The organism is Rugamonas sp. DEMB1 (assembly GCF_029834475.1).
Taxonomy (GTDB): domain Bacteria; phylum Pseudomonadota; class Gammaproteobacteria; order Burkholderiales; family Burkholderiaceae_D; genus Rugamonas; species Rugamonas rubra.
In genome coordinates this window covers 1738007-1749748 of sequence record NZ_CP122407.1, presented here as the reverse complement: position 1 = coordinate 1749748, position 11742 = coordinate 1738007, and the positions used below count along the sequence as shown (strand labels likewise).

Sequence of the window (11742 nt, the reverse complement as noted above, 5' to 3'; positions counted from 1 at the left end):
GCGAGCGCGCCACGCCGGCAAGTAGTAAAGCTGTCAAGGCGCGCCGACCCACCCGGGCCGGCGCGCGGCAGGAAAGGGCGCGCGTCGGCGATTTGGCGCGCGCCTTGTCCTTCTGCCCTAGTTCTGGAGAATCTGCATGTCCGCCACACCCGTTTCCACGGCCCGCCCGCTGCCCTCCGCAGCGGCGCGCGCCCCGGCCTCCGGCAGCCGCCTCGCTGCCCTGGCCGACACCTGGCTGCCGCGCCTGGTGCTCTCGCCCACCATCATCGCCTCGCTGGTCTTCGTCTACGGCTTCATCGGCCTGACCGCCTGGCTGTCGCTGACCGAATCGCGCATGATGCCGAACTTCGAGTTCGCCGGCTTCGGCCAGTACACCACCCTGTTCGAGATCGACCGCTGGTGGACCTCGACCAGCAACCTGGGCATCTTCGGCGGCCTGTTCATCCTGGTCTGCCTGGTGATCGGCCTTTCCATGGCGATCCTGCTCGACCAGCGCATCCGCCACGAGGGCGCGCTGCGCGCCATCTACCTGTACCCGATGGCGCTGTCGTTCATCGTCACCGGCGCCGCCTGGAAGTGGATCCTCAACCCCGGCCTCGGCCTGGAGAAGATGGTGCACGACTGGGGCTTCCCCAACTTCAGCTTCGACTGGCTGGTCAACTCCGACATGGCGATCTACACCGTCGTCATCGCCGGCGTGTGGCAGTCCTCCGGCTTCGTCATGGCCCTGTTCCTGGCCGGCTTGCGCGGCGTCGACGACGCCATCATCAAGGCCGCCATGGTCGATGGCGCCAGCCTGCCGACGATTTACCGCCGCATCGTGATCCCCTCCCTGCGTCCGGTCTTTTTTAGCGTGTTACTCGTGCTGGCCCACATCGCCATCAAGAGCTTCGACCTGGTGATGGCGCTGACCGCCGGCGGCCCCGGCAACTCGTCGGACGTGCCGGCGATCTTCATGTACCAGTTCTCCTTCACCCGTGGCCAGCTCGGCCTGGGCGCCGCCTCGGCGATGATGATGCTGGCCACCGTTCTGGCCGTCCTCGTGCCGCTGATGTATATGGAAACCAAAGGAGCCCGCAATGGACGCTAATATCAACGCCGAGGGCAGCCGCCTGACGCCGGGCCGCTTCGCCATCTACACCCTGCTGGTGCTGGTGGCCCTGTACTACCTGGCGCCGCTGTACGTGATGGTGACCACCTCGCTGAAAACGCTGGACCAGATCCGCGAGGGCAACCTGCTCGACTTCCCGCTGCAGCCGACCACCGCCGCCTGGGGCAAGGCCTGGGCCACCGCCTGCACCGGCGTGCGCTGCGAGGGCCTGCAGCCCTACTTCTGGAACTCGGTGAAGATGGTGATCCCGGCGGTGCTGCTGTCGAGCCTGATCGGCTCGCTCAACGGCTACGTGCTGGCGCACTGGCGCTTCCGCGGTTCCAACGTGGTGTTCACCGCGCTGATGGTCGGTTGCTTCATCCCCTTCCAGGTGGTGATCCTGCCGATGGCGCGCCTGCTCGGCATGGCCGAGCTGGCCAACACCACCAGCGGCCTGGTGGTGGTCCACATCATCTACGGCGTGGCCTTCACCACCCTGTTCTTCCGCAACTACTACGTCTCGGTGCCGGAGGAGTTGGTCAACGCCGCCCGCATCGACGGCGCCGGCTTCTTCACCATCTACCGCCGCATCATCTTCCCGCTGTCGCTGCCCATCTTCATGGTCTGCTTCATCTGGCAGTTCACCCAGATCTGGAACGACTTCCTGTTCGGCGTGGTGTTCGGCGGCTCGGACGCGCAGCCGGTGACGGTGGCGCTGAACAACCTGGTCAACACCTCGACCGGGGTGACCGAGTACAACGTCAACATGGCCGCCGCGATCATCGCCGCGCTGCCGACCCTGGTGTTGTACATGGTGGCGGGCAAATACTTCGTGCGCGGCCTGACCGCCGGCGCCGTCAAGGGCTGATTCATAGGCCGGCCCGCCCAGGGTCAGACCCTAGGGTCTGACCCTCCCGCGCGCCGGCCGATCCATACCAAATTCATATCCAGTCCGGCCAGGCGGCCGGCACTGTCAGGAGACAATAGCATGGCAAGTTTAACTATTCGTAATGTGCGCAAGGTGTACCCGAACGGCGCGGAAATTCTGAAGGGCATCAACCTGGACATCGAGGACGGCCAGTTCATCATCCTGGTGGGCGGCTCGGGTTGCGGCAAGTCGACCCTGCTCAACATGATCGCCGGCCTGGAGACCATCTCCGAGGGCGAGATCATGATCGGCGACCGGGTCGTCAACAACATCCCGCCCAAGTCGCGCGACATTGCCATGGTGTTCCAGTCCTACGCCCTGTACCCGACCATGACGGTGCGCGAGAACATTTCCTTCGGCCTGGGCATCCGCAAGGTGCCCAAGGACGAGCAGGACAAGATCGTCAACCGGGTCGCCGAAACGCTGCAGATGACCCACCTGCTCGACCGCAAGCCGGCCATGCTGTCGGGCGGCCAGCGCCAGCGCGTCGCCATGGGCCGCGCCATCGCCCGCGACCCCTCGCTGTTCCTGTTCGACGAGCCGCTGTCGAACCTGGACGCCAAGCTGCGCGTCGAGATGCGCGCCGAGATCAAGCTGCTGCACCAGCGCCTCGGCGCCACCATCGTCTACGTCACCCACGACCAGATCGAGGCGATGACCCTGGGCGACCGCATCGCCGTGATGCGCGACGGCGTGGTGCAGCAGTACGGCAGCCCGCAGGACATCTACGACAAGCCGGACAACCTGTACGTGGCCGGCTTCATCGGCTCGCCGTCGATGAACTTCCTGCGCGGCAAGCTCGTGCCGCAGGGCGACGGCGCCGCCTTCGCGCTCGAGCACGGCGGCGTGACCACCCTGCTGCCGGTGCCGGGCGACAACAGCGTGCTCAAGCAGCACCAGAACCGCGACATCATCCTCGGCATCCGCCCCGAGCACGTCACCGACGCCGAGAGCGCCCGGCGCGCCTCGGCCGAGGGCCGCTACCACCCGACCGAGGTCGACTGCGTGGTCGAGATGACCGAGCCGACCGGCCCGGACACCCTGGTGTTCGCCTGGTTCAACGGCATCCGCGCCACCTGCCGCACCCACCCGCGCGCCGGCGCCCTGCCCGGCCACGACGTCAAACTGGCCTTCGACCTGTCGAAGGCGGTGTTCTTCGATCCCGCCACGGAACAGCGCGTCGACCTGAGCGTGTAAGTAAATCCTTCCCCCGCTCGTTTTCGGCCAGCCCGGCCACGGGCCGAGAGCGAGGGTCAGACCCTGAGGGTCTGACCCTGGATTGGCGCCGCTGCCCCAGTGGAGCGCCCCCACCCCGATCCAGCCGCATTGCGGCTTGCCACATCCTAGCTTCCGCGCGCCATCCGCCACCCCCGAACATCATTTCACAACAAGAAGCCGGCGACAGTCCGGCACTATGGAGACAGAAAATGAAGCTCAACAACATCAAGATCGGCTATCGCCTGATGCTCGGCTTCGGCCTGATGCTGGTGCTGATGGCCGGCATCACCGCCGTCGGCACCCTGGCCACGCGGCAGACCCGCGACAACCTGACCCGCTCGGTCGAGCGCAGCAACGCCAAGTCGGCCCAGGTGGCGGCGATGCGGCAAAACCTGTTCCGCCAGGGCCTGGCGGCGCGCAACATCGGCGCCACCACCGACCTCAACCAGATGCAGAAGGAGATGGCCAACATCGTCGCCGAGCAAAAGCGCTACCGCGACAACCTGGCCAAGCTGGAGGCGGTGCGCCTGAACCCCGAGGAGCAGACCATCGTCGCCGAGATGCAGGGCTACGACAAGGCCAGCCTGCCCTTCATGAAGGAGGCCGAGGAGTACGTGGCCGGCTTCAACGCCGGCCAGGCGCTCAAGGTGCTGACCGGCCAGGTGGCGCCGCTGCAGGACAAGTGGCTGGCCGCCATCGACCGCCTGGCCGGCCTGCAGAACCGCGAGATCCAGAACAGCCTGGCCGAGTTCGACAGCGAGAGCCGGCGCGCCAACGGCGTGATGATGCTGATCTGCGCGCTGGCCATGTCGCTGGCGCTGCTGGTGGCCTGGCGCCTGAGCCGCAGCATCACCGCGCCGCTGCACGAGGCGCTGGGCCTGGCGCGCCGCGTCGCCGCCGGCGACCTGACGCTGAACATCGACTCGCCCTCCAACGACGAAACGGGCCAGCTGCTGGCCGCCCTGCACGAGATGAACGACAGCCTGGTCAAGACCGTCGGCGCGGTGCGCAACGGCACGGAGACCATCACCGTCGCCTCGCGCGAGATCGCCAGCGGCAACGCCGACCTGTCCTCGCGCACCGAGGCGCAGGCCAGCGCGCTGGAGCAGACCGCCAGCTCGATGGAGGAGCTGACCGGCACCGTCAAGCAGAACGCCGAGCACGCCCAGCAGGCCACCCAGCTGGCCGCCACGGCGTCCAGCGTGGCCGCCGAGGGCGGCCAGATCGTCGCCGAGGTGGTCGGCACCATGGGCTCGATCAAGCAGAGCTCGTACAAGATCGTCGACATCATCGGCGTCATCGACGGCATCGCCTTCCAGACGAATATTCTGGCGCTCAACGCGGCGGTGGAGGCGGCCCGTGCCGGCGAGCAGGGCCGTGGCTTCGCCGTCGTCGCCGGCGAGGTGCGCAACCTGGCCCAGCGCAGCGCCAGCGCGGCCAAGGAGATCAAGGAGTTGATCGGCCACTCGGTGGCGCAGATCGACACCGGCAGCCGGCTGGTCGACTCGGCCGGGCAGACCATGACGGCGATCGTCACCTCGGTGCGGCAGGTGGCCGATTTCATGCAGGACATCACCGCCGCCAGCCGCGAGCAGAGCGTCGGCATCGAGGAGGTCAACCGCGCCATCGGCCAGATGGACGAGATGACGCAGCAGAACGCGGCGCTGGTGGAACAGGCGGCGGCCGCCGCCGAGAGCATGCAGGAGCAGGCCCTGCTGCTGGCCCAGGCGGTCAGCATCTTCAAGCTGGGCGACGGCCAGCCGGGCGCGGGCGGGCCAGCGGGATTGTCGGCGGGCTTGCCGGCTGGAGCGCCGCAGGGTTCGGCGCGGGCATCCGCGCCGACGCGGCGGGCGCCGCTGGCGCGCGCCAAGGCGCCGGCCAAGCCGGCGCGGCCACGCCCGCCGCTGGCCTATATCGACTAGACAAAAGCCGGATCAGGCCCAGCGCCAGCGCAGCCTGAGGCGCAGGCGCTGGCGCCCCCACCCCAGGCGGATCGACACTCAGAAGCTGCGGCTGACGTAGATGGCGGCGGTCGGCGCGGTCTTCTTGCGCGTCAGCGGGCTCTTGCTGGCGTCGCCGCTCAGCGAGCTGACGCCGGCCATGCCGGTCAGCGACCACTTGGCCTGGAAGGTGTGGGTCCAGCTGAGGCCGGCGTCGACACCGTACAGGCCGGACTTCGGCGTGAACTCGCGGTAGCCCGAGTTTTTCGACTGGGTGGCGTTGACGCCGTAGTAGGTCTTGGCGTACTTGCTGTCGGCGAAGTCGGCGCCCAGGGTCAGACTGACAGTGTCGCTCGGCGTCTGGTACAGCTGGCCGGTGATGCCGATGCCGAAGCTGGCGCCGTTGTCGCGCTGCGATACCGGCAGCTCGGCGCGGGCGCTCACCTCGACCCGCTCGGAGATGGCGTAGCTCAAGCCGAAGTTGGCGGTGGCGCTGGTCTTGATGTCGCCCATGCCCTTCAGGTACTTGCTGCCGGATTTGCCGGCGACGCCGCGCTCGTCGCTTTCGCTGCGGCTGCCGCGCGCGCCCAGCGCCACGCTGTACTTGAGCGGACCGGCGCTGCCGCCGTAACCCAGGCCACGCATGGTGCTGGCGAACAGGCCGTTGGCCATGGCGTAGTCGAGCTGCAGCACCGGCGCGACCACGCGCTCGTCCGAGCCGGAGTAGCGCGGGCCGACGGCGACGCCGCCGCCGACGGTGAAGACGTTCTCTTCGGCGACGACGCTGCGGCTGGCCAACAGGGACAACAACAACAGGGGGACGGCTTTGATAACACTGCTATTCATGATGGTTTTCCATTCCAGGTTGAGAGGCGACTAGCTAAGAATCGACAGCTCGCAGTATTCCCTCGCGGCATGAAGCCAATCTGATCGCTTGATGAAGAAAGCATGAAGACGCCCCGCGCCGCCGTTCTTTAGCTGTTCTTCAGGAATTGGTGGTTAAATACCGGCCATGAAGATACTGCTGATAGAAGACGACCTGGACCTGGGCAACGGCGTGCGCATCGCCCTCAGCGACCAGGGCATGGAGGTGGTCTGGGTGCGCCAGCTCGACGACGCCGAGCGCCACCTGGCGGCCGACACCTGCGACCTGATCCTGCTCGACCTGGGCCTGCCCGACGGCGACGGCCTGAGCCTGCTGACCCGCTTGCGGCGCGACAAGCACGACCTGCCGGTGCTGATCCTGAGCGCGCGCGACGCGCTGCAGGAGCGCCTGCGCGGCCTCGACTCCGGCGCCGACGACTACCTGGTCAAGCCCTTCGAGCTGGCCGAGCTGCTGTCGCGGGTGCGCGCGCTGGCGCGGCGCAGCTACGGCTTCGACGGCGAAACGCTGGAGCTGCGCGGCCTGCAGTTGCACGCGCCGACCCGCCGCGTGCAGGTGCACGGCAAGCCGGTCGAGCTGACCGCCAGCGAATACCTGCTGCTGAAGATACTGCTGATGCGCGCCAACCGCGTGATCACCCGGCGCAGCCTGGAGGAGCAGCCCGCCCGGCGCCCAGGCCAACGCCAGCAACACCCTCGACGTGCACATGGCCAACCTGCGGCGCAAGATCGGCGAGGGCTACGTGCGCACCGTGCGCGGCGTCGGCTACGTGATCGACCAGCACGGCCCGGCCACGGACGGCGCCCGATGATGCGCCACTGGTGGCGCAACATCGCCGCGCCGACGCTGGTGCGGCGCCTGATGGTGGCGCAGATGCTGCTGCTGACGGCGTTGTGGACCTTGGCCACCGGCTTCGTCATCAACGAGAGCGGCAAGGACTTGAACCTGCTGTCGACCGAGCGCATCTTCGACGCCGTGCTGGCCGCCGCCGACGCGCTGGCCGACGCGCCGGAGCAGCGCCAACACGTCATCAACATGATGGACCTGGCGGTGCGCGAGAACTACGGCACCGCCGACGACCCCATGCTCAGCCCCAGCATTGTGGTGCAGCAGCGCGGCCGCGAGATCTACCGCTCGCACGGCACGCCGAGCGAGCTGGGCACGCGCAAGCTGAACGTGGTCGAGACCTTCTACGCCGGCGACAAGCGCTGGCGCGCGCGCAGCAAGCAGTCGGCCAGCGGCACCGTGCTGACCATGCTGGCGCCGGCCGACGGCGTGCACATCTTCATCACCATCAACTCGCACGGCTACTACCTGCTGCCGCTACTGATCAGCCTGCCCTTCCTGCTGCTGCCGACCTGGCTGTCGATCCGCCTGGCGCTGCGGCCGTGGAGCCAGGTGGCGCGCGAGGTGGCCGCGCGCGGCCCGCACAACCTGCGTCCGCTCAGCTACACGGCCAAGCACCGCGAGCTGGTTGGCATGGTCGACAACATCAACACCCTGATGCGCCAGGTCGACGACAGCGCCGTGCGCGAGCGCAGCTTCATCGCCGACGCCGCCCACGAGCTGCGCACGCCGCTGGCGGCGATGCAGGTCAACGTCGAGGCGCTGCACAGCCAGGCCAGCGACGAGCGCCAGCGCCAGCTGCTCAAGGGCATCCTCAGCAGCGGCGGCCGCGCCACCCGCCTGGTCAGCCAGTTGCTGATGCTGATGCGCAGCGACGCCAGCGCCGCCGGCGAGGCCGGCGCGCCGGTCGGCCTGGCCCAGCTGCTGCAGGACCGCATGGCGGCGCTGTCCGGCCTGGCCAGCGCGCGCCAGGTGGAGCTGGAGCTGCACGCCGACACCGAGCTGTACCTGCACGGCCAGCGCGAGAGCCTGATCTCGCTGGTCGACAACCTGGTCGACAACGCCATCAAGTACAGCCCGGCGGACGGCCTGGTGCAGGTGAGCCTGCGGCGCGAGGCCGGCCAGGCCGTGCTGGCGGTGAGCGACCAGGGGCCGGGCGTGGCGCCGGCGCTGCGCGAGCGGGTGCTCGACCGCTTCTTCCGCGACCCCAACCAGACGCAGAGCGGCAGCGGCCTGGGCCTGTCGATCGCCCAGGCGGTGGCGCGCCAGCACGGCGGCAGCATCGCCCTGCGCGACGCCGGCCAAGGCCCGGGCCACGGCCTGCTGGTCGAGGTGCGCCTGCCGCTGGCGGCCTGATGCGCGACTAGCCCGGCGGTGTCCGCTTACACCGCCACCCCCAAGCCAGGACAAGGGTCAGACCCCGCAGGGGTCTGACCCTGGCGGCTCGGGGTTTGCATCCATATCCAGCGGCGCCGCTGTGCCAACAAACTACAAACGCAAAAAAACCGCCAGGGCTTGCGCGCTGGCGGTTTTTTGTTTCAGCCGAGGCCGGGGGATTACTGGGCAGCGGCTTCTTCAGCGGCGGCCTTCATCGACAGCTTCAGACGGCCGCGGTCGTCGGTTTCCAGAACCTTGACGCGCACTTGCTGGCCTTCTTTCAGGTAGTCGGCGACGGCGTTGACACGCTCGTTGGCGATCTGCGAGATGTGCAGCAGGCCGTCCTTGCCCGGCATGACTTGGACGATGGCGCCGAAGTCGAGCAGTTTCAGCACGGTGCCTTCGTAGACCTTGCCCACCTCAACCGAGGCGGTCAGCTCTTCGATGCGACGCTTGGCTTCCTGGCCGGCGGCGGCGTCGACGGAGGCGATGGTGACCACGCCTTCGTCGCTGATGTCGATCTGGGTGCCGGTCTCTTCGGTCAGCGCGCGGATGACGGCGCCGCCCTTGCCGATCACGTCACGGATTTTTTCCGGATTGATCTTGATGGTGATCAGGCGCGGGGCGAAGTCCGACAGCTCGGTCTTCACGTGCGGCATGGCTTTTTGCATTTCGCCCAGGATGTGCTCGCGGCCTTCCTTGGCTTGCGCCAGCGCCACTTGCATGATTTCCTTGGTGATGCCCATGATCTTGATGTCCATCTGCAGCGCGGTGATACCGTTGCGCGTACCGGCGACCTTGAAGTCCATGTCGCCCAGGTGGTCTTCGTCGCCCAGGATGTCCGACAGCACGGCGAACTTGCCGCCTTCCTTGATCAGGCCCATGGCGATACCGGCCACGTGCTCTTTCATCGGCACGCCGGCGTCCATCAGTGCCAGGCAGCCGCCGCAGACCGAAGCCATCGACGAGGAGCCGTTCGACTCGGTGATTTCCGACACCAGGCGCACGGAGTAGCTGAACTCTTCCGGCGATGGCAGGGCGGCGATCAGCGCGCGCTTGGCCAGACGGCCGTGGCCGATTTCGCGGCGCTTAGGCGTGCCGACGCGGCCGGTTTCGCCGGTGGCGAACGGTGGCATGTTGTAGTGCAGCATGAACGAGTCGGTGAACTCGCCCATCAGCGCGTCGATCTTCTGGCTGTCGCGGGCGGTGCCCAGCGTGGCCACGACCAGCGCCTGGGTTTCGCCACGGGTGAACAGGGCCGAACCGTGGGTGCGCGGCAGCACCGAGGTGCGGATCGAAATCGGACGCACGGTGCGGGTGTCGCGGCCGTCGATGCGTGGCTCGCCGTCGAGGATCTGCGAACGGACGATCTTCGCTTCCATGTCGAACAGGATGTTGTTGACTTCGGCTGCGTCGACCGGTGCGGCGCCGGCGGCGGCCGCTTCGGCGCCCAGCTCGGCCAGCGTTTCGGAGGTGGCGGCCTTCAGCTTGGCGGTGCGCTCTTGCTTGTCTTTGGTCAGGTAGGCGTCACGGATCTTGGCGCCGCCGAAATGCTCGACGCGGCCGATCAGGACTTCGTTCTTGGCCGGTGGGGCCCATTCGACTTCCGGCTTGCCGCCGTCGCGCACCAGTTCGTGGATCGCGTCGATGACCGCTTTCATCTGGTCGTGGCCGAACACCACGGCGCCGAGCATGATTTCTTCGGACAGCTGCTTGGCTTCCGATTCGACCATCAGCACGGCCGTTTCGGTACCGGCGACAACCAGGTCCATTTCCGAGGTTTTCAGCTGGGCGACGGTCGGGTTCAGGATGTACTGGCCGTTGGCGTAGCCGACGCGGGCGGCGCCGATCGGGCCGTTGAACGGCACGCCGGAGATGCACAGGGCGGCGGAGGCGCCGATCATGGCGGCGATGTCCGGATCGATCTCGGGGTTGACCGACAGCACGTGAATGATGATCTGCACTTCATTCAGGTAGCCTTCCGGGAACAGCGGACGGATAGGACGGTCGATCAGGCGGGAGGTCAGCGTTTCTTTTTCCGAAGGACGGCCTTCGCGCTTGAAGAAACCGCCCGGGATTTTACCGGCAGCATAGGTTTTTTCAACGTAGTCGACGGTCAGGGGGAAGAAATCCTGGCCTGGCTTGGCATCTTTGCGTGCCACAACGGTCGCCAGGACCACGGTGTCTTCAATCGACACGAGGACGGCGCCGGAAGCCTGGCGAGCGATCTCGCCGGTTTCCAGGGTGACCTGGTGTTGACCGTACTGGAAGGTTTTCGTAACTTTGTTAAACATGGGTAATCCCTTTCTAATTGCCGACAGATTTTCAGGGGCTGTCGTTCACCTCACCACAGGCGGCATGCTGCGGCGCCGCCTTTACTACGAAACTTGCTACAAAACTGGGAATCCATGTCGCCGGGCAAGAGCCCATGCCAATTGGCATTTGTTCGGCCCAAATGACAAAATGCCCGCGTCAGCGAACTGGCGCAGGCATTTCTGTTTAAACCGGGTGACGCAAAAATTACTTACGCAGACCGAGTTTAGCGATCAGATCGCGATAACGGGTAGCGTCTTTGGCCTTCAGGTACGACAGCAGGCTCTTACGACGGTTAACCATCATAATCAGACCACGACGGGAGTGGTGATCTTTGCTGTGTGCTTTGAAGTGGCCGTTCAGTTCGTTGATGCGTGCGGTCAGCAGCGCAACTTGAACTTCTGGGGAGCCGGTGTCGTTTTGACCACGGGCGTTGTCCGCGATGATCGCGGCTTTGTTGATGTTTTCTACGGTCATGATTTTACCTTTAACATGCGGTGCCCGGAGTCTGAACCCTAGGCATCGTGAACTTCAAAAGAATTCCGGCCAAAAGACCAGACCCGCAAGTATATCGGAAAAAACGGCGGCTGTATCCAGTGTTGGCTACAATTCTTATGAGTTCAATGCCAGAAAACGGAGGCGGACATGAAAAAGATGGTTGCAATGGCAATTTCTTCCCTGCTGCTGGCGGCCTGCGCCGGCCCGGGCGGCGCGCCGCCACCGCTAGGCGCCAGCGCCGCCGAGCTGCACAGCCGGCTCGGCCGCCCCAGCGCCAGCTACCGCGACGGCGACGCCACGCTGCTCGAATACGCCACCGGCCCGAGCGGCCAGGCCACCTATATGGCCAGGCTGGACGCCGACGGCCGGTTGCTGTCCTACGAGCAGGTGCTGACCAGCGAGAGGTTCGCCGCCGTCAAGATCGGCCGCGACAACCGGGACAGCATCCTGCACACCTTCGGCCGGCCCTTCGCCCGCCAGCGCTACCCGTTCAACCACCTGGAGGCCTGGCTCTACCGCTACAAGGAACAGGGCGTGTGGAACTCGATCATGTATGTGCAGTTCAATCCCGATGGCAGCGTGAACAGCCTGCTGAACGGGCCGGACCCGGAGCGCGAGCCGCGCCGGGCGCGCTAGAGGGCTGTGCGGC

General features: G+C 66.6%; 9 protein-coding genes and 1 pseudogene. 7 read left to right on the top strand and 3 right to left on the bottom strand.

Annotated features, from left to right (window positions below; translation table 11 throughout):
• The first annotated feature begins 136 nt into the window (after nt 1–136).
• From QC826_RS07980 to QC826_RS07965, 4 genes are all read left to right on the top strand, one after another.
• Entirely contained in the window at nt 137–1090 is a 954-nt protein-coding gene (locus QC826_RS07980; RefSeq protein ID WP_279765103.1) for a carbohydrate ABC transporter permease, read from the top strand.
• Nucleotides 1080–1958: a carbohydrate ABC transporter permease gene (locus QC826_RS07975; RefSeq protein WP_093389548.1), complete on the top strand. Its 879-nt coding sequence runs from the start codon at nt 1080–1082 to the stop codon at nt 1956–1958. Before QC826_RS07980 ends, QC826_RS07975 begins: the two co-directional genes overlap by 11 nt.
• A gap of 120 nt (nt 1959–2078) precedes the next feature.
• On the top strand, nt 2079–3215 hold the full coding sequence (locus QC826_RS07970; protein WP_093389547.1) for an ABC transporter ATP-binding protein: 1137 nt from the start codon (nt 2079–2081) through the stop codon (nt 3213–3215).
• Nucleotides 3216–3445: 230 nt separating this feature from the next.
• Nucleotides 3446–5158, top strand: a complete 1713-nt coding sequence (locus tag QC826_RS07965) for a methyl-accepting chemotaxis protein (RefSeq protein WP_279765102.1) — start codon at nt 3446–3448, stop codon at nt 5156–5158.
• Nucleotides 5159–5236: 78 nt separating this feature from the next.
• On the opposite strand, the gene QC826_RS07960 is transcribed toward QC826_RS07965, so the two are convergent.
• A complete protein-coding gene (locus QC826_RS07960) occupies nt 5237–6022 on the bottom strand; it encodes a MipA/OmpV family protein (RefSeq protein ID WP_279765101.1) in 786 nt (261 codons plus the stop codon).
• Nucleotides 6023–6188: 166 nt separating this feature from the next.
• Here QC826_RS07960 and QC826_RS07955 point away from each other — a divergent pair.
• A pseudogene (locus tag QC826_RS07955) lies at nt 6189–6870 on the top strand (response regulator).
• Nucleotides 6867–8261, top strand: a complete 1395-nt coding sequence (locus QC826_RS31210) for a sensor histidine kinase (RefSeq protein WP_313872845.1) — start codon at nt 6867–6869, stop codon at nt 8259–8261. The pseudogene QC826_RS07955 and the gene QC826_RS31210 overlap by 4 nt, the downstream one beginning before the upstream one ends.
• Nucleotides 8262–8461: 200 nt before the next feature.
• Here QC826_RS31210 and pnp read toward each other — a convergent pair whose 3' ends face one another.
• Complete coding sequence (pnp, locus tag QC826_RS07945) at nt 8462–10576, bottom strand: polyribonucleotide nucleotidyltransferase (protein WP_093389541.1); 2115 nt, start codon at nt 10574–10576, stop codon at nt 8462–8464.
• A 226-nt stretch (nt 10577–10802) separates the two neighbouring features.
• Nucleotides 10803–11072 (bottom strand): 30S ribosomal protein S15, encoded by a 270-nt coding sequence (gene rpsO / locus QC826_RS07940; RefSeq protein ID WP_010399743.1) that lies wholly within the window; start codon nt 11070–11072, stop codon nt 10803–10805.
• A 186-nt stretch (nt 11073–11258) separates the two neighbouring features.
• On the opposite strand from rpsO, the gene QC826_RS07935 reads away from it, so the two are divergent.
• A complete protein-coding gene (locus tag QC826_RS07935) occupies nt 11259–11729 on the top strand; it encodes a hypothetical protein (protein ID WP_279765098.1) in 471 nt (156 codons plus the stop codon).
• Nucleotides 11730–11742: the final 13 nt, after the last annotated feature.